Below are 25,539 nucleotides of genomic sequence, written 5' to 3'. Positions count from 1 at the left end.
AGTGAATCCAAACAACTTATCTGTACCGCCGGTGTACGTCTTCTCAAAAGGAATGGGGGGCCTTTGCCATAACCGGACATGCCACGCTGGGGCTCTATGCGCTATTTGCTGATTCTATTGTTGTGCGGGCTGCCCATGCTCGCCGGCGCCATCGAGTTCAACCAGGACACCCGAAGCCTGCCCCTGGGCCGAGCCTTGCAAGTGCTCGAAGACCCGTCCAACAGCCTTTCCATTGCCGAGGTCAGCGCGCCGTCCGCGGCCGTGCAATTCAAACCTCACGATAAAGACACCCTCAACGCCGGCTACTCGCGTTCGGTGTTCTGGCTCAAGCTCAATCTGCATTATTTACCCCACGACACCGAGGCTCAGCGCACCTGGCTGCTGGAGCTGGCGTACCCGCCGTTGGACCACCTCGACCTGTACCTGCCCGACGGCCAGGGCGGTTATCGTCTGGCCAGGCGCACCGGGGATGCACTGCCGTTTGCCAGCCGCGAGATTCGTCAGAATAATTACCTGTTCAAACTGGATTTCACCCCAGGCGAGGCCAAGACCGTTTACCTGCGCCTGCAGAGCGAAGGTTCGATCCAGGCGCCGCTGACCCTCTGGTCCAGTACCGCGTACCTGGAGCAGCAGCCGCTGCGTCTGTATGTGCTGGGCCTGATCTATGGCGTGCTGCTGGGGATGCTGGTCTATAACCTGTTCATCTACCTGAGCGTGCGCGACACCAGCTACCTGTACTACATCTTCTATATCGCTTCGTTCGGCATGTACCAACTGTCGGTGAACGGCGCGGCGGTGGAATATTTCTGGCCGAACAACCCTTGGTGGACAAATGCCGCGACGCCATTTCTGATCGGTGCGTCGGCATTGTTCGGCAGCCTGTTTGCGCGCAGTTTCCTGCACACTGCCCAGCACAGTCGCTGGATCAACCGCGTGCTGCTGGCGCTGGTGGCGTGCGGCGCCGTGGTCATGCTGCTGTCGTTGATGGCCAGCTACGCGCTGGCACTGCGTCTGGCCACGGGCCTGGCGTTAGTGTTTACCGTGAGTATCTTTGTCGCCGCCATCAAGGCCTGGTATTGCGGCCAGCGCGTTGCGCGCTATTTCATCATCGCCTGGTCGGCGTTCCTGCTGGGTGGGGTGGTCAACACCCTGATGGTGCTGGGCTATCTGCCTAATGTGTTCCTGACCATGTATGCCAGCCAGATCGGCTCGGCAATCGAGGTGGCGCTGCTGTCGCTGGCCCTGGCCGACCGCATCAACGCGATGCGCGAGCAGCAGGCGCAGATTCTGTTCGATGCCAGCCAGAAACTCGAAGTGCTCAACTCGCAACTGGCCCGCAGCAACCGGCTCAAGGATGAATTTCTCGCCACCCTGACCCACGAACTGCGCACGCCGATGAACGGTGTGATCGGCTCTCTGGAGCTGATGCAGACAGTGCCTCTGACCCACGACCTGGCGCAATACCATCAAACCGCCGCCGGTTCCGCGCGGGACATGATGCGCATGGTCAACGGCATTCTCACCCTCACCGAATTGCAGGCCGGACGCCTGAGCGCCCAGCACCGCGTGTTCAGCCTGCGTGGGGTACTTGACAGCCTGCGCCAGCAATTCAATGCCAGCGCCCTGGCCAAGGGCCTGGCGTTTTCCATCGACGTCGCTGATGAACTGCCGGACCGCCTGGAGGGCGACGTCGACAAACTCATCCAGTGCCTGGATTGCCTGCTGGACAACGCGTTCAAATTCACCCACGAAGGCTCCGTGCGCGTGCGGGTGGTGGGCGTGCCCCACAGCGACGGCAGCGTGCGCCTGAGCTTTATCGTGACCGACACCGGCATCGGCTTTGCCTCCCTTGACGGGGCCACGTTGTACCAGCGTTTCTTCCAGCTGGACGGTTCGAGCACCCGAGAGTACGGCGGCATGGGCATCGGGCTGGCGATCTGTCGGCAGTTGATCGAACTGGTCGGCGGGCGCCTTACCCATCATTCCGAACCCCACAAGGGCAGTCGTTTCCAATTGGAGATGGAGGTGCGCCAGATGCCGTCCGAGTCCAGGCCTGCCCTGGCCGGGCAGCGCGCACCGCAGGACTGCACGGTGTTGCTGGTGGATGACAACAGTGTCGGCCAGTTGGCGGTGCGCGGCATGCTGCTCAAGCTCGGCTACCGGGTTAAAACGGTAGGCAGCGGTGCGGCGGCGTTGGAGGCGTTGCAGGCGCGATGTGTCGAGGCGGTGGTGTTGGATATGCCTGACGGTGAATTCTCGTTGTGTTGTCAGATCCGTGCCTTGCCCGGTTGCGCGGAACTGCCCGTGATCGCCTTGAGCACGTCGCTGACCGCGCCCGAGCGCGAGCGTTGCCTGGGGATCGGGGTGACCGAACGCATAGTCAAGCCGGTGCGCTTTGACGCGCTGCAGGCGGTGATGCAGCGCTGGGTGCTGGGCGCGGCCGAGGGCGAAAGCGCCGGGTATTCGGCGCGTATGCCACTTTTTTAAGCGCAGCAGCGGTGCTTAACTGAAAAAACCGGCCCTAACCGAACGTGGCCTTTTTCCAGGACGCCCGTGATGAACCTGCATCAATTTGCCGAAACCCACGACGTGACCAACCAGCCGCCCTCCCTGGACGGTGTCAACCTGTACCGCATCGACTTGCCCCTGCAAGAGTGGTCGCGTCGTTTCGGTGCCGGTTGGGCGCAACCGCGCATCGATGCCTATGGCGCGCTGGCCGGCGGGCCGTTGATGGCGGCCGGGTTCCTGGCCAATCAGCATAAGCCGGTGTTCAACAGTCATGACCGTTACGGACATCGCATTGATCTGGTGGAGTTTCATCCGGCCTATCACGAGCTCATGCGCACCGCCGTGGAGCACGGCCTGCCGTCGTTGCCGTGGGCGCACCCGCAGGCCGGCGCCCATGTGGCCCGCGCCGCCATGACCTACCTGCACAGCCAGGCCGAGGCCGGCAGCGGTTGCCCGTTGACCATGACCTTTGCCTGCGTGCCGGCACTGCGGTTGCAGCCGGACCTGGCCAAGGCCTGGCTGCCGAAAATCCTCAGCACTCACTACGACCCGCGTAATGTGGGCATCGCCCACAAGGCCGGCGCCACCATCGGTATGGCGATGACCGAGAAGCAAGGCGGCACCGACGTGCGCGCCAACACCACCCGCGCCTATCCGGTGGGCGCGGGCGGCCCCGGGCAGGCGTATGAGCTGGTGGGCCACAAGTGGTTCTGCTCCGCGCCGATGTGCGATGCGTTCCTCACGCTGGCGCAGACCGACAAAGGCCTGACCTGTTTCCTGCTGCCCCGGCACCGCCCTGGTGATACACGCAATGAGTTCTACATCCAGCGCCTGAAAAACAAGCTCGGCAACTGCTCCAACGCTTCCAGCGAAGTAGAGTTTCGCGGCGCCCTGGCGTGGATGGTCGGCGAAGAAGGGCGTGGCGTGCCGACCATTATCGAAATGGTCGCCATGACCCGCTTCGATTGCATGGTCGGTTCCAGCGCCTTGATGCGTCAGGCGCTGACCCAGGCCAGTCATCATTGCGCCCATCGCTCGGTAAGCGGGCGCGTGCTCAGCGAGCAACCGTTGATGCAAAACGTGCTGGGCGATCTGGCGCTGGAAAGCGAGGCCGCGCTGGCCTTGAGCATGCGCATGGGACGAGCGTTGGATCACTTGGATGACGAGCGCGAAAGCAAATTCGCACGGCTGGTCACGGCTGTGGGCAAGTACTGGATCTGCAAGCGCGCGCCGGCCATGATCAACGAGGCTGCCGAATGCATGGGCGGTGCCGGCTATGTGGAGGACAGCATCCTGCCGCGCCTTTACCGTGAGGCGCCGGTGAATTCTACGTGGGAAGGTTCCGGCAATGTGCAATGCCTGGATGTGTTGCGAGCGTTGTCCAAAGAGCCGGGGGTGCTGGAGGCGCTGTTTGTCGAACTGGGCGACGGGCACGGCGACAAGCGGCTGGCTCGGCATATCGAAGCGTTGAAATCCGCCTTCATGGACACCCAGGACATCCAGTACCGGGCGCGGCAGTTGACCGAGGACATTGCCGTGGCATTGCAGGCCAAGCTCTTGTTGGAGGCGGGTCATGCCGCAGTCAGCGATGGCTTTATCGCCAGCCGCTTGAGCGATTCCTCCGGCCGCGCTTATGGCGCCTTGCCGCGTGGCGTGGATGTGGTGGCTATCGTCGCCCGCTCAACGCCTTCTGTTTCTGAATAAGCGCGGTTCAAAGGTGGGAGGGGCAAGCCCTCTCCCACATTATTGAGCGCTTTCCAACGCCACTGTTTCGGTGCGGCTGGGATGCAGGCAAGATACAGGCCTGCATGTCAGAACACAGGATGCTTACCGTGACCGAAGCTTTTGTTGTCGTTAAAACCGCCGAAGAAGCCGTGGACCGGCTGGCGGCTCTGCATGAGCGGGCTACCGGCGCGCTCAATCAGGCCCTCAAGCAATACCTCAAGGACCGCGTCGAACCCGATGCCGAACAGCGTGCTCTGTTTCGCTACCCGGAACTGCGCCTGACCTACCACTGCCACGGCGAAGTCCCACAGACCACCCGCGCTTATGCCAAGGTGCAACTGCCGGGCACCTACAGCGTGACCGTTACCCATCCTGCGGCGTTCCGTAAGTACCTGCTGGAGCAACTGGTGCCGCTGATGCACGACTTCACCGTGACGGTGGAAGTGGGCGTGAGCCAGCAGAATATTCCTTACCCATACGTGGTCGAACAGGGCGATGAACTCGCCGGCTCCGGCGTGACCGCCGCCACCCTCGCGCGGGTATTCCCCAGCACCGACCTGTCGGCCGCCACCGACGGCATTGCCGACGGCCTGTATGACTGGGAAAACACCGACCCGCTGCCCCTGGCGCTGTTCGATGCGGCGCGCGTGGACTTTTCCCTGCGCCGGCTGGTGCATTACACCGGCAGCGACTGGCGCCATGTTCAACCCTGGATCCTGCTGACCAACTACCACCGCTACGTCGACCAGTTCATCCTGCATGGCCTGGAGCAGTTGCGCAGCGACCCGCGTTTTGTCCGCATGGTGTTGCCGGGCAACGTGGTCATCGACAAGAGCATGGACCACGGCGAAGCCTCGGCCATCGCGGCGGGTGTGGTCTGGCACCGCTACCAGATGCCGGCTTATCACCTGCAGGCCAGCGATGGTCACGGCGTGACCCTGGTCAACATCGGCGTCGGCCCGTCCAACGCCAAGAACATCACCGATCACCTGGCCGTGCTGCGTCCGCATTGCTGGTTGATGATCGGCCACTGCGGCGGCCTGCGCCAATCCCAGACCATCGGCGACTATGTCCTGGCCCACGCCTACATGCGTCGCGATGGCATTCTCGACCGTGTGGTGCCGCCGAATATTCCGATCCCGGCCCTGGCCGAAGTGCAACTGGCGCTCCAGCAAGCTGCGGCCCACGTGACGGGCGAAAAAGGCGAACAGCTGAAAAAACGCCTGCGCACCGGCACCGTGCTGACCTACGACGACCGCAACTGGGAGTTGCGTTGGGCCCAGGAGCGCCCATTGATCAACCTGTCCCGCGCCGTGGCGGTGGACATGGAAAGCGGCACCATCGCCGCCCAGGGCTATCGCTTGCGGGTGCCTTACGGCACGTTGCTGTGCGTGTCTGACAAGCCGCTGCACAGTGAAATCAAATTGCCCGGCTCGGCCAACGCGTTCTATGAACGCGCGGTGAGCCAGCACTTGAAGATCGGCATCGAAGCGGTGGACCTGCTGCGCAACGAACTCAACTCGCTGCACTCGCGCAAACTGCGCAGCTTCGACGAGCCGCCGTTCCGCTAAGCGGTTGGGATGGTCATTTAACGGTCAGGCCACTAGCATTGTCGGCCCTGACCGTTAGATGTTGTTCCGCCATGTCTCGTCCCACTCGCCCCGATTCGCGCCGCCCTGGCGTGAAACCTCCGTATTCCGCTGCGCGTCGCGTCGCCAAGGCGCCGCCGGCCGAGCCGAAGCTGATCCTGTTCAATAAACCATTCGATGTGCTGACCCAGTTCAGCGACGAAGGCGGGCGCGCGACGCTCAAGGACTTCATCGACATTCCCGGCATCTACCCGGCGGGCCGTCTGGACCGTGACAGCGAAGGCTTGCTGCTGCTGACCAACGATGGCCAGTTGCAGGCGCGCATTGCCGACCCTAAGCACAAGCTGGCGAAAACCTACTGGGTGCAGGTGGAGGGCGAACCCACGGAACAATTGCTGCAACGCCTGCGCGAGGGGGTAGAACTCAACGACGGCAAAACCTTGCCCGCCGAGGCCCGGCGTTTGGACGAGCCCGCGTTATGGCCGCGCAACCCACCGGTACGCTTTCGCAAAAACATTCCGACGTATTGGCTTGAATTGGTGATTCGAGAGGGGCGCAACCGTCAGGTCCGACGCATGACCGCCGCTGTGGGCCTGCCGACCTTGCGGCTGGTGCGGGTGCGCATTGGCGATTGGACAATCGATGGCCTGGACCAAGGCCAGTGGAAAGAAGTGCCGGCGCGTTTATAAAGCGCCGGATTCGATCAGGCCAATCACCACGCTCTTGATGATGAAAGCGGCCACGCCCAGGCCCAGCACGAAAAACAGGATGAACGAACCAAAGCGTCCGGCCTTGGACTTCTTCGCCAGGTCCCAGACGATAAAGCCCATGAAAATGATCAGAATCGTGACCAGGCCGGTCATCATCCATTCTTCAAACAGGGCGGGGTCGATGTTGTTCATGGGCTCTTCCAACGGGGCAGGCGGCGAGTATAGGGCAGTGTCACAAGCGCAACATTGACCTGGATCGAAGTGCAATCAAAATGTGGGAGCAGGCTTGCCCCCCTCCCACATTTGATCTTCATTGACCTTAGGTGCGTAGGTGGGTCAGTGGCAGCTCCGTGCTGTTGAGCACCTGGTTGAGTACAAAGCTTGAACGCACGCTGGTCACGCCTTCAATGCGGGTCAAATGCCCCAGCAACAGTTTCTGATAATGGTCCATGTCCGGCACCACCACTTTCAGCTGATAGTCCGCATCCATGCCGGTGACCAGGCTGCATTCCAGTACCTGGGGCAGGGTGCGGATGGCCGCTTCGAAGTTTTCGAAACGCTCGGGGGTGTGGCGGTCCATGCCGATCAGCACGTAGGCGGTCAGGCTCAGGCCGAGCATCTTGCGGTCGAGCAGGGCGACCTGGCGGGCGATGTAGCCGTCGTCTTCCAATTGCTTGACCCGGCGCGAGCACGGCGATGGCGACAGGCCAATCCGTTCAGCCAACTCCTGGTTGGAGATCCGCGCGTCACGCTGCAATTCCGCCAGAATACTCAGGTCATATCGGTCAAGCTTGCTCATTGGGTTGGCCTTTGTCGTAACTATTGCGGCGAATTATCTATGAAGGGTTAAAAATTGCGCAAGCACTGTTTATTGACGCAATCTTCGCAATCATCTGTCGGGTGCTGGCGCGTATCGTTAGCAACAGAATCACCGCCTGGACAACAGTCCACTGCAGCTCGCCCAATCAGGCCCGCTGCGGCCGCCGCCCCAGCAGGGTTGAGCCGGCCTCCAGGCTGCACACTGTCCACAAGACGGCGTGAGGTGAGCCAACGTCAAAAGCGTTGAGCCAGGACGAAATTCTCAAGGGGTGGCCGACGGGTCGCCCCTTTTCTTTTGCCTTAAGAAAATTGTTCTCGTGACTGATAACCTGTCTCAGAACCGGGCGAGGCTTTCCCAGTCTCATGTTCAAGCCCCGAATCGCAGTGAGGAAAAGCATGAAGCGCATCTGGCGTTTGGCAGGTGTTGGTTTGCTGGTGGTCGGTGTCGGCGCGCAGGTATTGGCCGACGAGCGCGATAACGCACCTCGCGAAGGCCAAGGGCCGCAGGGCGGTGGGCAGCATGAGCGCGGCCCGGAGGGCGGGCGGCGGCCGGAGAATAGTCCGCCGCGTCCCGAGAACCCTCAACCGCGTCCGCAGAACGAGCATTTTGACCGCGGCGGCCCGAATAGCGGTGGTCAATGGCAGGCGCGGCCGCAGGGCAACGAACCGGAGCGGCCGGCGCCACCACCGCCACCGCCGAATAATCTGCCGATCCAGGGCCGGCCCGATACCGTGCGCCAGACCCAGGAACCGCGCCAGGGTTACTACCGTGATATCCCCCGGCGCAACGATGGCAACCCACATTGGGAAGCCGGCGGCCCCGGTTCGCGTCCCGGCTACAACGGGCGTCCGGATGACCATCGTTGGCCAGGGCGCCCCGACGGCCATGGCAATGGCTGGGGCCCAGGCCCGCAGTACCGTCCGGGTTATGTGGTGGACCGCTTCCCCGACCGCAATTACCGCGTGCCGTATCGTGGCCAGGACTACTTCTTCTCCGGCGGTTACTGGTATCGCCCCCAGGGCCCGCGCTATGTCGTGGTTGCGCCGCCTTATGGCATCCGCGTGCATTACCTGCCGGACTATGCGCGCGAAGTGTGGGTCGGCGGCTCGCTGCTGTTCCTCGCCGCCGGCGCCTATTACGCCTACGAAGAAAGCACACAGCAATACGTGGTGGTGCAGCCGCCGGCGGCGGTTCCCGCGCCGCAGCCTGCGCCCCAGGGCAATGGTTATGACGTGGTGGCCTATCCCGCCAATGGCCAATCACCGGCCCAGGTGCAACAGGACGGTTATGACTGTTATCGCTGGGCGGTGCAGCAAAGCGGCTTCGACCCTCAGGCCGTCACCTATGCACCCGACCCGGCGGTGGTGCAGGCCTATCGCCAGGCCCAGGGCAACTGCCTGAGCAGTCGCGGGTATCAGGTGCAGTACTAGACCTTGGCGCCTGTAACCACTTCCTGCGGGTCGGCGTGTACCAGCACTTCGGCGCGCGGGTAGGCGGCGTGAATGGCATCGGCGGCCTGGTCGCTGATGTCATGGGCCACTGACAAGGTCAGGTCCCCCGGCAGTTCCAGGTGCAATTGCACGAACCAATGGTTGCCCGATACCCGCGTGCGCAGGTCATGGGCGCCCAGCACACCGGGCACGCCACGGGCCAGCTCCAGCATGTGCTGGCTGACGTCGGGCGGCAGTTCTTCGTCCATCAGCACCGCAAAGCTTTCCCGGGCGATATGGATGGCACTCCACAAAATGTAGGCGGCGATCCCCAGGCCGAACCAGGCATCCACCTGATGCAACCCCATGGCGGCCAGCACCAGCGCCAGCAGGATGCTGCCGTTGAGCAGCAGGTCCGAGCGATAGTGCAGCGAGTCGGCGCGCACGGCGTTGGAGCCGGTTTCACGGACCACTCGGTGTTGCAGCATCAGCAGGGCCACGGTCAGCAACAGGGAGAACACAATCACGCCGATGCTCAGCCATGGCGCGCCCACCGGTTCCGGATGCTGCAGGCGCTCATAGGCCTGCAGTGCGATCAACACCGCACTGCCGCCGATAAATAACGCCTGGGCCATGCCGGCCAACGACTCCGCCTTGCCATGCCCGTAACGGTGATCGTCATCGGCCGGTCGCAGCGCGTAATGCACGGCGAGCAGATTGAGCAGCGACGTCACCCCGTCCAGCAGCGAGTCGGTCAAGCCGGCAAGCATGCTCACCGAGCCGCTGAACCACCAGGCGATGGCCTTGGTGATGATCAGTACACAGGCCACCGCAACCGAGGCGCGAGTGGCCAGGCGCAACAGCCGGGCGTGTTCGGGACTGCTGGTCATGGGCTGTCCTTAGGCGGCGGGTTGCAGGCCAAGGGCGGCGAGTTGTTGCACGCTACCCTTGAACTGGATCAGGCGCGGGTCGTCCAGCGGCAGGCTGCGGCCGGTTTCTTTCTGAATGATGCTTTGCAGCTTGGCGTTGTCGACCTGGCCGTCGGCGCCGATGGCTTCGTGGAGTTTTTCCGGGGCGACCTGGGCAGTCTTGCCCGGCTCGAAATAGATCGCGCCCGTGGCGAAGTCGACGCCAAACGCGATCAGGCCAGGGATCACATAAAACAGCAGGCCCACGGCATCAAGCACAGCGATGGTCGGGTCGATCTTGCCGTCGATCTGGCCGCGGCGGTCGGGGTAGAAAATCGAGCCGCAGGCGGTCAATTGGCTGAGCAGGGTGACGGCTAAAACACCGCCGATGACTCGGGAAGCGATACGCATGGACAATCTCCTCAACAGGGTTGATACGCGACTATATAACACCGGCCTTGAGACCAGCGTCGGCATCCGGCAGTTCGCCGTTATACTCGCCGCTCTGCTTTGGAGCCAGTATGAATTCGTTGCCCATCGATGATGTTTTACCCGCCCTGCGTGACGCTTTGGCCAATCGCCATGAAGCCGTGCTCGAAGCACCGCCCGGCGCCGGTAAAACCACCCGCGTGCCCTTGGCCCTGTTGAATGAAACGTGGCTGGCCGGGCAGACCATCCTGATGCTCGAACCGCGCCGCCTGGCTGCGCGCGCCGCCGCCGAACGCTTGGCCAGCGAGCTGGGCGAAAAAGTCGGCGACACCGTCGGCTATCGCATCCGCCTCGACAGCAAAGTCGGCCCCGACACGCGTATCGAAGTGGTCACCGAAGGCATTCTCACGCGGCGCCTGCAGGACGACCCGGCCCTGGAGGGCGTGGGCCTGCTGATCTTCGATGAATTTCACGAGCGCAGCCTCGACGCCGACCTGGCGCTGGCCCTGAGCCTGAATGGCCGCGAGCTGTTTCGCGATGAGCAGCCGCTGAAAATCCTGTTGATGTCCGCCACCCTCGAAGGCGAGCGCCTGGCCGGTTTGCTGGACGACGCACCGATCCTGCGCAGCGAAGGGCGCATGTTTCCGGTGCAGATGCGCTGGGGGCGGCCGTATCAGCCCGGTGAGTTTATCGAACCGCGCGTGGTGCAAACCGTCCTTGAAGCCCTGCATGACGAAACCGGCAGTGTGCTGGTGTTCCTGCCGGGCCAGGCGGAGATTCGCCGGGTCCACCAGCAGCTTGCCGACGCCCTGGGCGACAGCCCCGATGTGCTGCTGTGCCCGCTGCACGGCGAGCTGGACCTCAACGCCCAGCGCGCCGCTATCGACCCCGCGCCGCCCGGCAAACGCAAGGTGGTCCTGGCCACCAACATCGCCGAGACCAGCCTGACCATCAACGGCGTGCGTGTAGTGATTGACGCCGGGTTGGCGCGAGTGCCGCGTTTCGACCCCGGCAGCGGCATGACTCGCCTTGACACCCAACGCATCTCCCGCGCCAGTGCGACCCAGCGCGCCGGCCGGGCCGGGCGCCTGGAACCGGGGGTGTGTTATCGGTTGTGGTCCGAAGACCAGCATGAAGGCCTGGCCGCGTATGGCAGCGCGGAAATCCTCGCCGCCGACCTCGCCGGTCTGGCCTTGCAGTTGGCGCGCTGGGGCGTGACGCCCGCGCAGCTCGTTTGGCTCGATGTGCCACCGACCGCCGCGTATGCCCAGGCCCAGGACTTGTTGGTGCGTCTGGGGGCATTGAGTGAAGAAAAACTGACGGCGCATGGGCAGAAGATGGCCGAGTTGCCGGCCCATCCGCGCATCGCTCATTTGCTGCTGCGCGGGCAAGATCTGGGGCTGGCGGCCACCGCGTGTGACGTCGCCGCGCTATTGGGCGAGCGCGATATTTTGCGCGGTGCCGGTGCGGACCTGCATAGCCGTCTGGCGTTGATGTCCGGCGAAGAACGCGCACGCGGCGGCCAAGGTGGCGTGCAGCGGGCCAGGCAACTGGCGCGGCAATATCGCGGGTACCTGCGCGGCAAGCCGACGCAAGCGGTGGCCGATCCAGACCACCCGCGCTGGCTCGGCGCCTTACTGGCGCTGGCCTACCCGGACCGCGTGGCCCAGCAGCGTCGCCCCGGCGGCGCCGAATACCGCCTGGCCAATGGCCGCGCGGCGCTGTTCGCCGAGGCCGACAGCCTGATGAAACAACCGTGGCTGGTGATCGCCGACCTGGGCAGCCGCCAGGGCCAGCGCGAAGAACGCATTTACCTGGCGGCGGATTTCGATCCGGCGCTGTTCGACACGGTGCTCGCCGAGCAAGTGCGCAACGTCGATCAACTGGATTGGGACGAACGCGAAGGCGTACTGCGTGCCGAGCGCCAGCGCAAAGTCGGTGAACTGGTGCTCAGCCGCGAACCGCTGACCGGCCTCGACGAAGCCGCGCGCAGTCAGGCGCTGGTGAATCTGGTGCGGCGCAAAGGCTTGGAACTGTTGCCCTGGACCCCGGAACTACGCCAATGGCAATCCCGGGTGATGCTGCTGCGTCAGTTGGACGCCGGCAAAACCAGCGAGTGGCCCGACCTCAGTGACAACGCGTTGCTGGCCGGCCTGGAGCACTGGCTGATGCCGTACTTGGGAAAAGTCTCGCGCCTGAGCCACTTCGCCAACCTGGATATCTCCAGCTATCTGCACAACCTGCTGCCCTGGCCGCTGCCCCAGCGCCTCGACGAACTCGCGCCGCAGCACATCAAAGTCCCTTCGGGTTCATCGGTGCGTTTGGACTACAGCGAACAACCGCCGATTCTGGCGGTGCGCTTGCAGGAACTGTTCGGCCTGGCCGACACGCCGCGCATCGCCGGCGGGCGCCAGGTGGTGAAGCTGCACCTGTTGTCCCCGGCACGGCGGCCGGTGCAGGTGACGCAGGACTTGGCGAACTTCTGGCGCAGTACCTATGCCGAGGTGAAGAAAGACCTGAAGGGCAGGTATCCCAAGCATTACTGGCCGGATGATCCGCTGATAGCCGAGCCGACCGCGCGGATCAAACCCCGAAAGTCGTAACCCTAAGCCTTCTACATTTATTGCGCGGCGGGCAGCAGGAAGCGGGCAATCACCGGCAAATGGTTGGAAATGCGCAACGTATCCTCCTGCCGCACCTTGGCCTCCACCCGCTTGATGCGCGGGCTGTGGAACAGGTAATCGACCGTGCGATCCGGGCCGTCGATGCTCGGGTCGTTGGGGAAGTACGTCAGCCATTTCTCCCGGTCGATGCCGCTGGATTGGCTGTTGCTCGGGATCATCGGGTACTTGTCCCACAGCAGGTGCAGCTCGCTGTCCGGCGAATACTGCCCGCGTTTGCTGGCGTCCAGGCGCAGGAATTGCCCCAGCGGCAGCAGATTGAAATCGCCGCCGATCAACCACGGTGTGCCACGCCCCTCGAATTTATCCAACAGCTTGACCGTGGCCTGCACCTGTTCCTGCACGGCACTGTGCCCCGGCATATCGGGATTCAGACGCGTGTTGAGCACCGCCAGCTGGCCGCCATCACTCAACGGCAGGTACGTCAGCAGCAGGGCGGGCTTGGGCTGGAACTGGCGGCTGATCAGTCCAGCATCCGGCACCGGCAGTTGCAGGCGTTCGGCGTGTTCGATCTGGTAGCGGCTGAGGGTGGCGAGCTTGCGCCCGACGCTGCCGAAAATATGCAGGTCGGGCACGAAATCGGCTTTCCAGTCGAACGCCTGGGCGCTGCACGGGTAGAGGTCGACCAGGCGCTCTTGCAGCAACGCGAGTTGGTCCTGGTAATGGGAGGGCTTGGCGTTTTCGTCGAGTTCCTGCAACAGCAGGAGGTCGGGTTGTTCATCGCGGATTATCCGCGCCACTTCGTCGAGGCTGACGGCCATGTCTTCCACGGTGGGGCGCTCGTCCGGGCCGCTGCCGTCGGCGGTGTCGTACCAGAACACGTAGTTCTTGCCGGCCAGGTATTGCACGTTCCAGGTCATCACTTTGAGCGCCTGCCCGGGCAGCAGGGTAGGCGCCCGTGGCGCCACGCAACTGACGGGCAGGGTCTGCCTGGGTTCGGGGCGCCAGGTGAGGCTGTAGATCAAGGCGCTCGCCAGGCCCGCGACGATCAGCAGGCCCAGCAAGGTGATGCGCAATAAACGGGTCATCGGCTCGGCTTAAGGCGTGTCAGGGATGGCGGGAGCATATCACCGCGCGTCGGCGTCGCCACCGATCAGCATGAATAAACGGAACAGCACCACACTGGTAAACAGCTGCAGGAAACTGTGAGCACTGTCGATCAGCACACCCAGCAACGGCGCCGGCTCGGGATACGCCGCGACACTGGCGCCCTTGAGCAGCCACAGGGGTGTCATCACACACAGCAGGCAGACGAGGATGCGCCAGAAATGCCCACGGGTCAGGCGCAGGCTTTCCTTCATCGCCTCCAGCGCCGGCATGCCGCGCAGCACCAGCAGGTACTCGGCAAACCCCAGCACCACCATCAGCCATAGGCCCGGCAGGAAATACAGCGACAGCCCCAGCAGAATCAGCAGCGTGCTCATGGCCGTCAGCAGCGCGAAACGCGGCCACAGGGTCAGCGCCATCGCCCACACATCGCGGGTGCGCGGCGTCTGGCCACGGGTTCGGGCGTCAAGGAACAGAATCAGGGCACCGGTATACACCGGGTAGACGAGCAAACCCACTATCACGCTGTAACCGGGGAAGGCGTCCGCGCCGAGCGTATGGTCGAGCACTTGTTGCAGCACCGCTTCGAGGATCACCCAGGGCAGGCAAAGCTGAACGATGGCGCCCAGGTTGCGCAGGGTAAAACGGAAGGAGTCGCGCAGTACGTCTAACGGATTCATCAGGTTCATCGCAGGCCTGTAAACGAGGGCGACACTTTAACCGATCAGCATCGCAGGGGCACAAACGTAAACCTTGAGTAAAGACCATTGAAACAATTGGTAACAGCCCCATAACTAGCACGCACCTGGCCTGATCAAGGGCAGGACCACGATTTCTACCGGCAATCTAACGAGGTCGCCATGAACAGCGAAGAGCAAACCCTGATCGATGGACTGTTTTCACGGTTGCAGCAAGCCGAAACGGACTCAGCCCCCCGCGACGCCCAGGCCGAAGCGCGGATCAAGGAGCACATGACTCGCCAACCGGCCGCCGGGTACTACATGACCCAGTCGATTCTGGTGCAGGAACACGCCCTGCAGAGCCTCGACGCGCAGAACAAGCAACAGGCGCAGCAGATTCAGCAGTTGCAGGAACAATTGCAACGCGCCAAATCCGCGCAACCCGCCGCCTCCAGCGGTGGCGGTTTCCTGTCGAGCATTTTTGGCGGCGGCTCCCGCGACGCGCAACCCACCCAGAGCGCCCCGGCCTCCACGGGCGGCGGTTGGCGCGAACCGGCGCGGCCCTCCTTCAGCCAGCCTGCGCCGCAACAGAGCTATCAGCAGCCCCCCCAAGCACCTGCCGCGCCCGTGGGCAGCGGTTTCCTTGGCGGCGCCATGAAAACCGCAGCGGGCGTGGCCGGTGGTGTGTTGCTGGCCGAGGGCATCAGCAGCCTGTTCCACCACAACCAGCAACCACAGGTGGTGGAAGAAATCATCGAGCAACCGGCGCCGGCCAGCGATCAAGGCAACTGGGGCAACGATGACCAGAAGTTCGCCGGCAACGACAGCTGGGGCGGCAACAACGCCGACAGCTTTGCCGATAGCGATTATTCCGACGACTCTTCCGTCTTCGATGATGACGATTCCTTCGTCTGACACCGCCAGGCCGGGGCGGCATAGCGCCCCGGTCTGATTTTTTCCCGGAAACTTCCCTGTGGCTGGCATACTGGCGCCTTTGCGGACCCCCGTATGCCGGGTCCAAATGGCTGTCATGGGGAAGTGCGGTGAAGAAAATTGCAGTGTTCGCCGATGTACAAAACCTCTATTACACCGTGCGCCAGGCCTATGGCTGCCACTTCAACTACGCCGCCCTGTGGGCTGATATCAGCTCCCGCGGGCAGATCGTCGAGGCGTATGCCTATGCCATCGACCGGGGCGACAGCAAGCAGCAGCAGTTCCAGCAGATCCTGCGCAACCTGGGCTTTACGGTAAAGCTCAAGCCGTATATCCAGCGCAGCGACGGCTCGGCCAAGGGCGACTGGGACGTGGGTATCACCCTCGACATCATGGACGCCGCCGACCACGTCGACGAAGTGGTGCTGGCCTCCGGTGACGGTGATTTCGACATGCTGCTCGAACGCATCATCCACAAACATGGCGTTGAAGCCGTGGCTTATGGCGTGCCGGGGCTCACGGCCAATTCTTTGATACGCGCCGCCAGCCGCTACGTGCCGATCGAAGGCGCGTTGCTGCTTAAATAGTTGTTTTGACGGAGTAGGAACAGGTTTGGAACGTATAGCGGTCATCGACTTTGAAACCACCGGCATCACCCCGAGCAGCCAGTGCCGGGCCACGGAAATTGCCGTGGTCATCCTTGAGCGCGGGCAAATCGTCGACCGCTACCAGAGCCTGATGAATGCCGGCGTGCGCGTGCCGGGCTTTATCGAACAACTGACCGGCATCAGCACCGCCATGTTGCGCAGCGCACCACCGGCCGAGCGGGTGATGAACGAAGTCAACGAGTTCGTCGGCATCACGCCGCTGCTGGCGCACAACGCCGCATTCGACCAGAAATTCTGGGACTACGAACTGGGCCTGATCCGCCGCACCCGCCTGCAGAAATTCGCCTGTTCCCTGCTACTGGCCCGCCGCCTGATGCCCTCGGCACCCAACCATAAGCTCGGCACCTTGAATGCTTTCGCTCAACTGCCTCACACCGGCAAGGCTCACCGTGCATTGGCGGACGCGGAAATGGCCGCCAACCTGACGGCGCATTTGGCCCAGGAATTGCGACGTACCCATGGCCTGCGCGAACTGTCCCACGACCTGCTGTGCACCTTGCAGAAGGTGCCGGCGGCGAAGATCAATGAGCACCTGAAGAAACATCGCGGGTTCTGACAGAACAACTCCGCTGGAAATGCGGGAAGGGGCTTGCCCCCGATTGTGGTGTGTCAGTCACAGATTAGCTGACCGGTCCACCGCTATCGGGGGCAAGCCCCCTCCCACGTTAGTTATGTGTCGTTCATTGAGGCTGCACACACTCCAGAGCCTGATCCACCACTCCCTTTGCCATCTCCACCAAATGCATCACCGCCCGCTGCTGCACATCCATCGCTTCCCCCGACGAATGTGCGGTGCCCACCGCGCAGTGCAACAAATCCGCCGCGTGGGCGAGGGCGTCTTCGAGGCTCAGGTTGCCGTTCAGGGTGAAAGTGGGCGCATCGGGGGCGCAGGCTTTGAGGTAGTAGTCGATGGCGCGGCGGTGGAGCAGGGCGTCTTCGCTGGGGAAGTGGGGTGGATCGGGGGTAACTTTGACCATGATGTCGCTTCTCCGTCAGATAAGAAGCTGCACCATTCGCTTGCACGCGAATTAGGGTGGCAGCGGTACGCGGGTGTGCAAGACCGAGACGGAGTTCGGTAGATCCGAAGATCTCCCGCGTACAACTGCCATAACGAATTACCGCCTGAAAAAACAGACGTTAAAGAGTTAAAGCTTTTGAGTATTACCGTCGGCGGACTTGCACGTCCGGTCACCGAAAACTCGATGACTGGGCGAGACTAGCTACCTGATCCGACGGAAACAAGGCCGTGGGATTCTCTCGGAAACGTCCCGCAAATGAAAGGGATCGGTCTTGCTGGCCTTTGAAACAACAGCTCTTTTTCGGGGCGTTTATTTGCTTTCTGAATAGTCAGTAGGCTTAGACTTGCTGTCATGTCGGACTTTTCTGGATTTTCCCGTCTCCCGTCTATAGCCCTTCGCTGCGACCTAAGATCCCTGCTGTCATTTACGTACAGGGACTACGTCATGCAGGAAAGCGATCTTCACACAGCAATCATGCGAAGCCAGTTTGAACTCCAGCGTAACGGCATCGATTTCGGCTCAACTTCAAACGTGGCGTTTCATTTGGGAAACGCGATGACAAGCTGCCCGGCAGTCATGGTTTTACCTGGTTCGCCAAGCTGGACCCATGGCGCCAGTTACCAGCTCCTCAAGCCCGTGCATGCTGACTCCTCGGTGCCGAGCACCACGTTTGACGAACTCTGGAAATGCACACAGCAACACTACGGCTTGACGGCCGCAACGGTTCTCACTGGTGCCGCGGGCATACCTATCAGCAAAATGGCCGTGGGCACTTGGGTTCATGTTGGCTCCAGCAAAACGACGAACTTGGCGAGTCTTATTGGCATGCGCTTTTTCCCCCGTACATTGATCAGGCAACCCACGGTGGCCAGAATGGCGAAAGCAACGTTTGGCACCGTCCGGGTATTTGGCATTATTGGACGGGGCATTCCGTTCGTAGCTGCGGGGTTAGCTGTTTTTGATCTAATCAGTATTGGTAAGTGCGCCTATGAGGCCAGAAATGGAAGGTAGCCCGACTAGAACCGAGATCAGCGAAAAGGTAATTCAGCTATTCGTCGATATCATCGGCTTTATCGACCGAAGCCAGGTCACGGAGCAAACGGACTTCATCCATGACTTCAAGATTATTGATGATGATTTGACCTGCTTTGTCATGCAGATCAAGTGGCAATTCAACTTGCAGGCGACGCAGGAGGATTGGGATCACATCACTACCATCAAGCAGATAGTCGACTTGATCGTTGAGCGCGCGAATTTGCAGTGCGGCCACTGACGCCATCGGGGGCAAGCCCCCTCCCACATTGGATCTGTGTTTACCTTCGGATTGGCGCAGTCAACGCGGTCAAAACTGTGGGAGGGGGCTTGCCCCCGATGGCAATCTGTCAGTCACAGATTAGCTGACCGGTCCACCGCTATCGGGGGCAAGCCCCCTCCCACGTTAGTTATGTGTCGTTCATCGAGGCTGCACACACTCCAGAGCCTGATCCACCACTCCCTTTGCCATCTCCACCAAATGCATCACCGCCCGCTGCTGCACATCCATCGCTTCCCCCGACGAATGTGCAGTGCCCACCGCGCAGTGCAACAAATCCGCCGCGTGGGCGAGGGCGTCTTCGAGGCTCAGGTTGTCGTTCAGGGTGAAAGTGGGCGCATCGGGGGCGCTGGCTTTGAGGTAGTAGTCGATGGCGCGGCGGTGGAGCAGGGCGTCTTCGCTGGGGAAGTGGGGTGGATCGGGCGTGACTTTGACCATGGTTGAACTCCTTGCTGGAAGAAGTCGACACCGTTCGCTTGCACGCGAATGGGGTGGCAACTGTACGTAGGTGTGCAAGACCGGGGCAAGAAGTAAACCCAGCAGACCCGAAGGTCTCCCACGCACAGCCGCCATAACGGGCATATTGAAAGCCTGAGACTAGGCGTAAAGCTGTAGGTTGATTTGTGATCTCGCTTGCCATCGGACTTGCACGTCCGGTCACCGAAAACTCGATGACTGGGCGAGACTAGCTACCTGATCCGACGGAAACAAGACGGTGGGATTCTCTCGGAAACGTCCCGCAAATGAAAGGGATCAGTCTTGCTGGCCATCCAAGCATTCTGACGGCGTCGCGATCGTTGAGCGCTCGAATTTGCGGTGCGGCCACTGACGCCATCGGGGGCAAGCCCCCTCCCACATTGGATTTGTGTTTACCTTCGGATTGCGTAGTCAACGCGGTCAAAACTGTGGGAGGGGCAAGCCCCCTCCACATTGGATCTGTGTTTACCTTCGGATTGCGCAGTCAACGCGGTCAAAACTGTGGGAGGGGCAAGCCCCCTCCCACATTGGATCTGTGTTTACCTTCGGATTGGCGCAGTCAACGCGGTCAAAACTGTGGGAGGGGGCTTGCCCCCGATGGCGATCTATCAGCCAAGCGTTTTCCCATTACCTTCCAATTGCCCCAACGGCACTCGCCGTTCTATCGCGCTCGATAGGATGATCGAGGTCTTGCTGAACCCAAACTTTGCAATCCGGTTGATCAGGTTTTCCAGCTCCTGCATCGACCCCACCGCCGCCTGCATGATCACGCAGGGGTCGCCGGTGACGCGGTGGCACTCGGTCAGTTCGGGGATTTCGGCGAGGGCGTCGTAGACCTTTTGATTACCGTGGTGGGTCAGGCGCAGTTCAATCACGCATTGAATCGGTAAGCCCACTTTGGACAGGTCCACCTTGGCCTGATAGCCGGTGATTACCCCGCTGGCCTCCAGCTTGGCCACGCGTTCGGCCACGGCCGGGGCGGAGAGGTTAACGATGCGCGCCAGTTGTGCGTAGGACGCGCGGCCGTCTTCAAGCAGGGCGTTGAGGAGCATGCGGTCGTATTTGTCCATAGAAAGGCTCCAATCACCGGTTGCTTTCGAAAACAAAGCTTATAGCCCCCATAACCCTGTTTTGAAAAGTGTATGGGCCGTTTAAACAGGTTTTGTAACTTATTTTTATCCGCCTGCCTTTCTAGAATAAGCCTCCCGTTTCCGTCATAGAGCCGCCCCATGCCTGGCCCACGTCGCTTTCCCTTACCGTTGATCGCTGCCTTCTTTGCTTTATATGTGATCTGGGGTTCCACCTACCTGGTGATCCGCATCGGCGTCGAATATTGGCCGCCGCTGTTGCTAGCGGGGATTCGGTTTTGCACGGCGGGGGCGTTGATGTATGGCTACCTCAGATGGCGTGGGGTGCCGGCGCCGACCTGGAAGCAGTGGAAAGCCGCCGGGATGATCGGCATTTTGCTGCTCACCTTCGGCAATGGCGGCGTCAGCGTGGCCGAGCACACCGGCGTGTCGTCCGGGGTGGCGGCGCTGGCGGTAGCGACGGTGCCGCTGTTCACCCTGCTGTGCGGGTACTTCTGGGGCGCGCGTAATACGCGACTGGAATGGGCCGGGGTGATCCTGGGGATCGTCGGCATCGCCATGCTCAACATGGGCAACACCCTGCAGTCGAGTCCGATAGGGGCCGCGTTGTTGCTGTTTGCGGCGGCGTCATGGGCGTTCGGCTCGGTGTGGAGCCGGCAGTTGCCGTTGCCCGAGGGCGCCATGGCCAGTGCCGCGGAAATGCTGGTGGCCGGTGTGGCGTTGTTGATCGTCAGTGCGCTGTCCGGCGAGCACCTGCAGGCGATGCCTCCGTTGGAAGGCTGGCTGGCCCTGGCTTACTTGACCGTATTCGGCTCGATCATCGCCTTCAACGCCTATATGTACCTGCTCAAGCACGTGCGCCCGGCAGCGGCGACCAGTTACGCCTACGTCAACCCGGCGGTGGCGGTGTTGCTGGGGATTGTGTTCGTCGGTGAAACCATCGGCCTGGAAGAAGCCCTGGCCATGCTGGTGATTATCAGCGCGGTGCTGTTGATCAGCCTGCCCCAGTGGCGCAAGCCCAAGCCGGAAATAAGGTAAACTGCCGCGCATTGCGACCTTGCGTTGATTTTTCCTACGGTAACTACATGACTTTCGCCACCCTTGGCCTGATCGAACCCTTGCTGCGCGCCCTTGAGACGCTCGGCTACCAGACCCCGACGCCGGTGCAGGCGCAAGCCATTCCGGCGGTGCTGGCCGGTCGCGACCTGATGGCCGCCGCCCAGACCGGCACCGGCAAGACCGCCGGCTTCGCCGTGCCGTTGCTGCAATTGCTGACCCTGGAAGGGCCGAAAGTCGCCGCCAACTCGGCACGCGCGCTGATCCTGTGCCCAACCCGTGAGCTGGCCGAGCAGGTCCACGCCAGCGTCGCCGAATATGCGCAACACCTGCCGCTGACCACCTACGCGGTGTACGGCGGCGTGAGCATCAACCCGCAAATGATGAAGCTGCGCAAGGGCGTCGACATCCTGGTCGCCACCCCTGGCCGCTTGATCGATCTGTTCCGCCAGAACGCGCTGAAGCTCAATCAGCTGCAGACCCTGGTGCTGGACGAAGCGGATCGCATGCTCGATCTGGGCTTCTCCGAAGAACTGGCGAACATCTACCGCATGCTGCCGAAAAAGCGCCAGACCCTGTTGTTTTCGGCGACCTTCTCCGATGACATCCGCCTGCTGGCCGGGCAGATGCTCAACGACCCGCTGAGCATCGAAGTCAGCCCGCGTAACGTCGCCGCCAACACCGTCAAGCAATGGGTAGTGCCGGTGGACAAGAAGCGCAAGCCGGAGCTGTTTGTGCACCTGATGCGCAAAGGCCGCTGGAAGCAGGTGCTGGTGTTTGCCAAGACCCGCAACGGCGTGGATGCGCTGGTGGACAAGTTGCAGGGCCTGGGCATCAATGCCGACGGCATCCATGGCGACAAACCCCAGGCTACGCGCCAACGCGCGCTGGACCGCTTCAAGTCCAGCGATGTGCAGATCCTGGTGGCCACCGATGTGGCGGCCCGTGGCCTGGACATTGAAGACCTGCCGCTGGTGGTCAACTTCGACCTGCCGATCGTGGCCGAGGACTACATCCACCGTATCGGCCGCACTGGCCGCGCGGGCAACACCGGCGAGGCGATTTCCCTGGTGTGTGCCGATGAAGTGAACATGCTGTCGGCCATCGAGATGCTGACCCGTCAGACCCTCACGCGCAAAACCGAGCCGGACTTTGAGCCCGAGCACCGGGTTCCGGATACCGATGCCAGCGGGCAAGTGGTGAAGAAGCCGAAAAAACCGAAGAAGCCCAAGGCGTCCGGTGGTGGCGGCAAGCGCAATCTGGGCAAGTGGGTGGACAGTGGGGACGCGGCGCCGGTGGAGCCGTCGATCAAGCCGGTGCGCAAGGTGCCGGTGTTTAATACCGGGCCGCGTAAGAAGAAGTAAATGATCGTTCCCACGCTCTGCGTGGGAATGCATCCTGTGACGCTCTGCGTCACGACTCTACAGCGGGACGCGGAGCGTCCCTGGCGGCATTACCACGCGGAGCGTGGGAACGATCAGCGGTTCAACCATTCCAGCATGCCCCGCCCAGCTGCTCGACCACTGGCAAAGCACCCCGTCAGCAAATACCCGCCGGTCGGCGCTTCCCAATCCAGCATCTCGCCCGCACAAAACACCCCCGGCAATTGCTTGAGCATCAAGCGCTCATCTAACGCTTCAAAGGGCACGCCGCCTGCGGTGCTGATGGCTTCATCCATTGGCCGGGTTTTCACCAGCGTCAGGGGTAACGCCTTGATATCCACCGCCAACTGCGCGGGATCCTGGAAGTGATCGGCTGGCGTCAACTCGCGCAGCAGCGCGGCTTTCACCCCATCCAACCCCAACTGGCTGTGCAAATGCTTGCTTATCGAGCGCGAGCCACGCGGTTTGGTCAGGGCGGCCTGGACCTTATCCAGCGGTTTGCTCGGCAGCAAATCGATATGCACGGTGGCCGCGCCGTCGCGGTTGATCGCTTCCCGAATCGGCGCCGACAACGCATAGATCAAGCTGCCCTCGATACCAGTGGCAGTGATCACGCATTCGCCCAGCCGCGGTTTGTCGTCCCCCAAGCCGATGGCGACGTTTTTCAACGGCGCGCCGGCGAATTTGCTGACCATCAAATCGCTCCAGGCCGATACCTCGAAACCACAGTTGCTCGGTTGCAGGCGGACGTAGGGCACGCCTTTGTCTTCCAGCAGCTTGAGCCAGGCGCCGTCGGAACCCAGGCGCGACCAACTGCCGCCGCCCAGGGCCAGCAGCACGGCCTCGCTGTGGACAACTGTTTCGCCGTCCGGGCTGTGGATAAGTAAATCGCCCTCGGCATTCCAGCCCACCCAGCGATGGCGGGTGTGGATAACCACGCCTTGGTCGCGCAGGCGCTTGAGCCAGGCACGTAAGAGCGGGGCGGCTTTCATGTCGGTAGGAAATACACGGCCGGAGGTGCCGACAAAAGTTTGAATACCCAGGCCATGAATCCACTCGCACAACGCTTGGGCACCAAACTCACGCAGCAAGGGCGCCATTTGCGCGGCGCGCTCGGCGTAGCGGGCCACAAAGGCCGGGTACGCCTCGGAATGGGTGATGTTCATACCGCCTACGCCCGCCAGCAGGAACTTGCGCCCCACCGAGGGCATGCCGTCGTAGAGGTCCACATGCACCCCGGCCAGGCTCAAGACTTCGGCGGCCATCAGCCCGGCTGGGCCGCCGCCGATGATGGTGGCGTGTCGAGAGGAAATGTCGGGCATGGGCAGGGCTACGATCGCAAAAATAAGCCGAGCATTCTACCTGAGGAGTGCGACGCTGCCTGATCAAAAAATGTACAGCTTCCTACAGGCTATGCAGAGACTGGCTCTCAGCCGCTTACGCTCAAGTTATCCACAGGCCGTTCCACAGCCATTGTGGGTAACGCTCACAAATCAATGACAACCTGATGACGTCCACACCCGCTGCGCGCTGTGGTGCAGGATGCCGTGGCGGCGGGCCAGGGCCGTGCGGTCTTTGCTGTAGCCGCCGCCGATCACGCCCATCACCGGAATGTCGCGGCCCAGACAGTGACGCATCACGCGTTCATCGCGGTCGGCCAGGCCTTGGTCTGTCAGCTTGAGGTAACCGAGGGCGTCATCCTTATGCACATCTACGCCGGCGTCGTACAGCACCAGGTCGGGCTGATACAGCGGCAACAGGTAGTTGAGGGCGTCATCGACCACTTTGAGATAGTCGGCATCGCCCATGCCCATGGGCAGTGGGATGTCCCAGTCGCTGTGGGCCTTGCGCGCGGGGAAGTTTTTTTCGCAGTGCAGCGACACGGTGATCGCTTCCGGGGTGTCGTGCAGGATGCGCGCAGTGCCGTCGCCCTGGTGCACGTCGCAATCGAAGATCAGCACGCGGTCGACCCGGCCGCTTTCCAGCAGGTAACGGCTGATTACCGCCAGGTCATTGAAAATGCAAAAGCCTGCCGGGTAATCGTAATGGGCATGGTGGGTGCCGCCCGCCAGATGGCAGGCCAGGCCGTGCTCCAATGCTTGCTCGGCGGCCAGGATCGAACCGCCCACCGCTCGCACCGTGCGCCGGGCCAGGGCTTCGCTCCAGGGCAGGCCGAGGCGCCGTTGGTCTTCGCGGGACAACTCGCCGCTCATGTAGCGTTCGATATACCCAGGTTCATGGGCCAGGGCCAGAATCTGCGGCGGGCACAATGACGGGCGCAGCAGTTGGCTGTCCTTGGTCAGGCCGCTGGCCACCAGGTGGTCACGCAGCAGGCGGAATTTGTCCATCGGGAACCGGTGGTCCGCCGGGAACTCCGGGCTGTAGTCATCGTGGTAGATCAGTGGCAATGGCATGGAATTTTCTGACGGGAATCTGCGACTGATCTTAACAGCGCTGTACACTCACGCACATGGCAAGGGAGGGGCCCCATGGAGCCGATACTGGAATTGGAAAGCGCGCGGCTGGTGCTGCGCCAGTGGCGCGACAAAGACCTCAAGGCATTTGCGAGCATGTGCGACGACCCTCAGGTGATGCGCTATTTCCCGGCCCGGCTGAGCCACCTGGAAAGCGCCGCCTTGATCGGGCGCATCCGTGGCCATTTCGCCGAATACGGCTTCGGTTTCTGGGCCTTGCAGCGCAAGGACAGCGGCGAATTCATCGGCTTCACCGGGTTGCAGAACGTCAGCTTTGAAACCGGCTTCACCCCGGCGGTGGAAATTGGCTGGCGCCTGGCGCGCGAGCATTGGGGCCTGGGTTACGCCAGTGAGGCCGCCTGGGCGGCCTTGCGTTGTGGTTTCGACCGCTTGCAGCTGGATGAAATCGTCGCCTTCACCACCGAAGCCAATCTGCCTTCACAAAAAGTCATGCAGGCCATCGGTATGCATTACGATCCGCAGGCCGATTTTGAACACCCCAAAGTCGCAGCCGACGACCCGCTGCGTCATCATGTTTTGTACCGCATCACCCGCGCCCAATGGTTGGACACGCTGCACGGATAAGCAGCCCGGAATGCCCTA

The 25,539-nt window shown here is 62.1% G+C and carries 25 protein-coding genes; 14 read left to right on the top strand and 11 right to left on the bottom strand.

Features of this window, described 5'->3' with window-relative positions:
* The first annotated feature begins 96 nt into the window (after positions 1 to 96).
* The 4 genes from G7025_RS14250 (at position 97) to G7025_RS14235 (ending at position 6,511) form a co-directional block, all read left to right on the top strand.
* Complete coding sequence (locus G7025_RS14250; protein ID WP_181079823.1) at positions 97 to 2,487, top strand: hybrid sensor histidine kinase/response regulator; 2,391 nt, start codon at positions 97 to 99, stop codon at positions 2,485 to 2,487.
* A 69-nt stretch (positions 2,488 to 2,556) separates the two neighbouring features.
* Complete coding sequence (locus G7025_RS14245) at positions 2,557 to 4,212, top strand: acyl-CoA dehydrogenase family protein (protein ID WP_181079822.1); 1,656 nt, start codon at positions 2,557 to 2,559, stop codon at positions 4,210 to 4,212.
* A gap of 119 nt (positions 4,213 to 4,331) precedes the next feature.
* Positions 4,332 to 5,804 carry an AMP nucleosidase gene (amn, locus tag G7025_RS14240; protein WP_181079821.1) on the top strand — a complete coding sequence of 491 codons (1,473 nt, stop codon included), beginning with the start codon at positions 4,332 to 4,334 and terminating at the stop codon, positions 5,802 to 5,804.
* Positions 5,805 to 5,875: 71 nt separating this feature from the next.
* Entirely contained in the window at positions 5,876 to 6,511 is a 636-nt protein-coding gene (locus tag G7025_RS14235; RefSeq protein WP_258197689.1) for a pseudouridine synthase, read from the top strand.
* On the opposite strand, the gene G7025_RS14230 is transcribed toward G7025_RS14235, so the two are convergent.
* Positions 6,506 to 6,715 carry a DUF2788 domain-containing protein gene (locus tag G7025_RS14230; protein ID WP_025999909.1) on the bottom strand — a complete coding sequence of 70 codons (210 nt, stop codon included), beginning with the start codon at positions 6,713 to 6,715 and terminating at the stop codon, positions 6,506 to 6,508. The genes G7025_RS14235 and G7025_RS14230 overlap by 6 nt on opposite strands.
* A 136-nt stretch (positions 6,716 to 6,851) precedes the next feature.
* The gene (locus tag G7025_RS14225) at positions 6,852 to 7,331 is read right to left on the bottom strand and encodes an Lrp/AsnC family transcriptional regulator (RefSeq protein ID WP_003194418.1); all 480 of its coding nucleotides are present in this window, start codon (positions 7,329 to 7,331) and stop codon (positions 6,852 to 6,854) included.
* Between the two features lie 416 nt (positions 7,332 to 7,747).
* On the opposite strand from G7025_RS14225, the gene G7025_RS14220 reads away from it, so the two are divergent.
* On the top strand, positions 7,748 to 8,782 hold the full coding sequence (locus G7025_RS14220) for a DUF6515 family protein (RefSeq protein ID WP_181079820.1): 1,035 nt from the start codon (positions 7,748 to 7,750) through the stop codon (positions 8,780 to 8,782).
* Here G7025_RS14220 and G7025_RS14215 read toward each other — a convergent pair.
* Together G7025_RS14215 and G7025_RS14210 are read right to left on the bottom strand one after the other, a co-directional pair.
* Positions 8,779 to 9,672, bottom strand: a complete 894-nt coding sequence (locus tag G7025_RS14215) for a cation diffusion facilitator family transporter (RefSeq protein WP_181079819.1) — start codon at positions 9,670 to 9,672, stop codon at positions 8,779 to 8,781. The genes G7025_RS14220 and G7025_RS14215 overlap by 4 nt on opposite strands.
* A 9-nt stretch (positions 9,673 to 9,681) precedes the next feature.
* Positions 9,682 to 10,101, bottom strand: coding sequence for a hypothetical protein (locus G7025_RS14210; protein WP_034139408.1), 420 nt, complete (start codon positions 10,099 to 10,101; stop codon positions 9,682 to 9,684).
* 110 nt (positions 10,102 to 10,211) lie between these two features.
* On the opposite strand from G7025_RS14210, the gene hrpB reads away from it, so the two are divergent.
* Entirely contained in the window at positions 10,212 to 12,722 is a 2,511-nt protein-coding gene (hrpB, locus tag G7025_RS14205; RefSeq protein WP_181079818.1) for an ATP-dependent helicase HrpB, read from the top strand.
* Between the two features lie 17 nt (positions 12,723 to 12,739).
* Here hrpB and G7025_RS14200 read toward each other — a convergent pair whose 3' ends face one another.
* The gene (locus G7025_RS14200; RefSeq protein ID WP_181079817.1) at positions 12,740 to 13,828 is read right to left on the bottom strand and encodes an endonuclease/exonuclease/phosphatase family protein; all 1,089 of its coding nucleotides are present in this window, start codon (positions 13,826 to 13,828) and stop codon (positions 12,740 to 12,742) included.
* A gap of 39 nt (positions 13,829 to 13,867) precedes the next feature.
* Positions 13,868 to 14,527, bottom strand: coding sequence for a YciC family protein (locus G7025_RS14195; protein WP_181079816.1), 660 nt, complete (start codon positions 14,525 to 14,527; stop codon positions 13,868 to 13,870).
* A 180-nt stretch (positions 14,528 to 14,707) separates the two neighbouring features.
* On the opposite strand from G7025_RS14195, the gene G7025_RS14190 reads away from it, so the two are divergent.
* From G7025_RS14190 to G7025_RS14180, 3 genes are all read left to right on the top strand, one after another.
* Positions 14,708 to 15,442, top strand: a complete 735-nt coding sequence (locus G7025_RS14190) for a DUF2076 domain-containing protein (RefSeq protein ID WP_181079815.1) — start codon at positions 14,708 to 14,710, stop codon at positions 15,440 to 15,442.
* Positions 15,443 to 15,570: 128 nt separating this feature from the next.
* Positions 15,571 to 16,047 (top strand): LabA-like NYN domain-containing protein, encoded by a 477-nt coding sequence (locus G7025_RS14185; protein WP_034100876.1) that lies wholly within the window; start codon positions 15,571 to 15,573, stop codon positions 16,045 to 16,047.
* 25 nt (positions 16,048 to 16,072) lie between these two features.
* Entirely contained in the window at positions 16,073 to 16,684 is a 612-nt protein-coding gene (locus G7025_RS14180; protein ID WP_181079814.1) for a 3'-5' exonuclease, read from the top strand.
* 124 nt (positions 16,685 to 16,808) lie between these two features.
* Here the strand turns inward: G7025_RS14180 and G7025_RS14175 are convergent, their stop codons facing one another.
* Positions 16,809 to 17,105, bottom strand: coding sequence for a DUF6124 family protein (locus tag G7025_RS14175; protein ID WP_181079813.1), 297 nt, complete (start codon positions 17,103 to 17,105; stop codon positions 16,809 to 16,811).
* A 486-nt stretch (positions 17,106 to 17,591) separates the two neighbouring features.
* Between G7025_RS14175 and G7025_RS14170 the strand changes: the two genes are divergently transcribed.
* Both G7025_RS14170 and G7025_RS26805 read left to right on the top strand, forming a co-directional pair.
* On the top strand, positions 17,592 to 18,158 hold the full coding sequence (locus tag G7025_RS14170) for a hypothetical protein (protein WP_181079812.1): 567 nt from the start codon (positions 17,592 to 17,594) through the stop codon (positions 18,156 to 18,158).
* Complete coding sequence (locus tag G7025_RS26805; protein ID WP_253509526.1) at positions 18,148 to 18,420, top strand: acyl carrier protein; 273 nt, start codon at positions 18,148 to 18,150, stop codon at positions 18,418 to 18,420. Before G7025_RS14170 ends, G7025_RS26805 begins: the two co-directional genes overlap by 11 nt.
* 180 nt (positions 18,421 to 18,600) lie before the next feature.
* On the opposite strand, the gene G7025_RS14160 is transcribed toward G7025_RS26805, so the two are convergent.
* Together G7025_RS14160 and G7025_RS14155 are read right to left on the bottom strand one after the other, a co-directional pair.
* Positions 18,601 to 18,897, bottom strand: coding sequence for a DUF6124 family protein (locus G7025_RS14160; RefSeq protein ID WP_181079810.1), 297 nt, complete (start codon positions 18,895 to 18,897; stop codon positions 18,601 to 18,603).
* A 647-nt stretch (positions 18,898 to 19,544) separates the two neighbouring features.
* The gene (locus G7025_RS14155) at positions 19,545 to 20,006 is read right to left on the bottom strand and encodes an Lrp/AsnC family transcriptional regulator (RefSeq protein WP_034100874.1); all 462 of its coding nucleotides are present in this window, start codon (positions 20,004 to 20,006) and stop codon (positions 19,545 to 19,547) included.
* A gap of 159 nt (positions 20,007 to 20,165) precedes the next feature.
* On the opposite strand from G7025_RS14155, the gene yedA reads away from it, so the two are divergent.
* On the top strand, positions 20,166 to 21,062 hold the full coding sequence (yedA, locus tag G7025_RS14150) for a drug/metabolite exporter YedA (protein ID WP_181079809.1): 897 nt from the start codon (positions 20,166 to 20,168) through the stop codon (positions 21,060 to 21,062).
* A gap of 47 nt (positions 21,063 to 21,109) precedes the next feature.
* Entirely contained in the window at positions 21,110 to 22,444 is a 1,335-nt protein-coding gene (locus G7025_RS14145) for a DEAD/DEAH box helicase (protein WP_181079808.1), read from the top strand.
* Between the two features lie 113 nt (positions 22,445 to 22,557).
* Here the strand turns inward: G7025_RS14145 and G7025_RS14140 are convergent, their stop codons facing one another.
* Both G7025_RS14140 and G7025_RS14135 read right to left on the bottom strand, forming a co-directional pair.
* Positions 22,558 to 23,784 (bottom strand): TIGR03862 family flavoprotein, encoded by a 1,227-nt coding sequence (locus G7025_RS14140; RefSeq protein ID WP_181079807.1) that lies wholly within the window; start codon positions 23,782 to 23,784, stop codon positions 22,558 to 22,560.
* A 171-nt stretch (positions 23,785 to 23,955) separates the two neighbouring features.
* Positions 23,956 to 24,876 carry a histone deacetylase family protein gene (locus G7025_RS14135; protein ID WP_181079806.1) on the bottom strand — a complete coding sequence of 307 codons (921 nt, stop codon included), beginning with the start codon at positions 24,874 to 24,876 and terminating at the stop codon, positions 23,956 to 23,958.
* Between the two features lie 75 nt (positions 24,877 to 24,951).
* On the opposite strand from G7025_RS14135, the gene G7025_RS14130 reads away from it, so the two are divergent.
* Complete coding sequence (locus tag G7025_RS14130) at positions 24,952 to 25,521, top strand: GNAT family N-acetyltransferase (RefSeq protein ID WP_181079805.1); 570 nt, start codon at positions 24,952 to 24,954, stop codon at positions 25,519 to 25,521.
* Positions 25,522 to 25,539: the final 18 nt, after the last annotated feature.

Source organism: Pseudomonas lurida, from assembly GCF_013522705.1.
In the GTDB taxonomy this organism is placed as follows: Bacteria; Pseudomonadota; Gammaproteobacteria; order Pseudomonadales; family Pseudomonadaceae; genus Aquipseudomonas; species Aquipseudomonas quebecensis.
This window is presented reverse-complemented; position numbering and strand designations above follow the sequence as displayed.

Excerpts from the sequence above, each read along its gene's own strand:
- G7025_RS14250 (WP_181079823.1), top strand. The coding sequence starts at position 97 with ATGCGCTATTTGCTGATTCTATTGTTGTGCGGGCTGCCCATGCTCGCC.
- G7025_RS14245 (WP_181079822.1), top strand. The coding sequence starts at position 2,557 with ATGAACCTGCATCAATTTGCCGAAACCCACGACGTGACCAACCAGCCG.
- amn (WP_181079821.1), top strand. The coding sequence starts at position 4,332 with ATGCTTACCGTGACCGAAGCTTTTGTTGTCGTTAAAACCGCCGAAGAA.
- G7025_RS14235 (WP_258197689.1), top strand. The coding sequence starts at position 5,876 with ATGTCTCGTCCCACTCGCCCCGATTCGCGCCGCCCTGGCGTGAAACCT.
- G7025_RS14225 (WP_003194418.1), bottom strand. The coding sequence starts at position 7,331 with ATGAGCAAGCTTGACCGATATGACCTGAGTATTCTGGCGGAATTGCAG.
- G7025_RS14220 (WP_181079820.1), top strand. The coding sequence starts at position 7,748 with ATGAAGCGCATCTGGCGTTTGGCAGGTGTTGGTTTGCTGGTGGTCGGT.
- G7025_RS14215 (WP_181079819.1), bottom strand. The coding sequence starts at position 9,672 with ATGACCAGCAGTCCCGAACACGCCCGGCTGTTGCGCCTGGCCACTCGC.
- G7025_RS14210 (WP_034139408.1), bottom strand. The coding sequence starts at position 10,101 with ATGCGTATCGCTTCCCGAGTCATCGGCGGTGTTTTAGCCGTCACCCTG.
- hrpB (WP_181079818.1), top strand. The coding sequence starts at position 10,212 with ATGAATTCGTTGCCCATCGATGATGTTTTACCCGCCCTGCGTGACGCT.
- G7025_RS14200 (WP_181079817.1), bottom strand. The coding sequence starts at position 13,828 with ATGACCCGTTTATTGCGCATCACCTTGCTGGGCCTGCTGATCGTCGCG.
- G7025_RS14195 (WP_181079816.1), bottom strand. The coding sequence starts at position 14,527 with ATGAATCCGTTAGACGTACTGCGCGACTCCTTCCGTTTTACCCTGCGC.
- G7025_RS14190 (WP_181079815.1), top strand. The coding sequence starts at position 14,708 with ATGAACAGCGAAGAGCAAACCCTGATCGATGGACTGTTTTCACGGTTG.
- G7025_RS14175 (WP_181079813.1), bottom strand. The coding sequence starts at position 17,105 with ATGGTCAAAGTTACCCCCGATCCACCCCACTTCCCCAGCGAAGACGCC.
- G7025_RS14170 (WP_181079812.1), top strand. The coding sequence starts at position 17,592 with ATGCAGGAAAGCGATCTTCACACAGCAATCATGCGAAGCCAGTTTGAA.
- G7025_RS26805 (WP_253509526.1), top strand. The coding sequence starts at position 18,148 with ATGGAAGGTAGCCCGACTAGAACCGAGATCAGCGAAAAGGTAATTCAG.
- G7025_RS14160 (WP_181079810.1), bottom strand. The coding sequence starts at position 18,897 with ATGGTCAAAGTCACGCCCGATCCACCCCACTTCCCCAGCGAAGACGCC.
- G7025_RS14155 (WP_034100874.1), bottom strand. The coding sequence starts at position 20,006 with ATGGACAAATACGACCGCATGCTCCTCAACGCCCTGCTTGAAGACGGC.
- yedA (WP_181079809.1), top strand. The coding sequence starts at position 20,166 with ATGCCTGGCCCACGTCGCTTTCCCTTACCGTTGATCGCTGCCTTCTTT.
- G7025_RS14145 (WP_181079808.1), top strand. The coding sequence starts at position 21,110 with ATGACTTTCGCCACCCTTGGCCTGATCGAACCCTTGCTGCGCGCCCTT.
- G7025_RS14140 (WP_181079807.1), bottom strand. The coding sequence starts at position 23,784 with ATGCCCGACATTTCCTCTCGACACGCCACCATCATCGGCGGCGGCCCA.
- G7025_RS14135 (WP_181079806.1), bottom strand. The coding sequence starts at position 24,876 with ATGCCATTGCCACTGATCTACCACGATGACTACAGCCCGGAGTTCCCG.
- G7025_RS14130 (WP_181079805.1), top strand. The coding sequence starts at position 24,952 with ATGGAGCCGATACTGGAATTGGAAAGCGCGCGGCTGGTGCTGCGCCAG.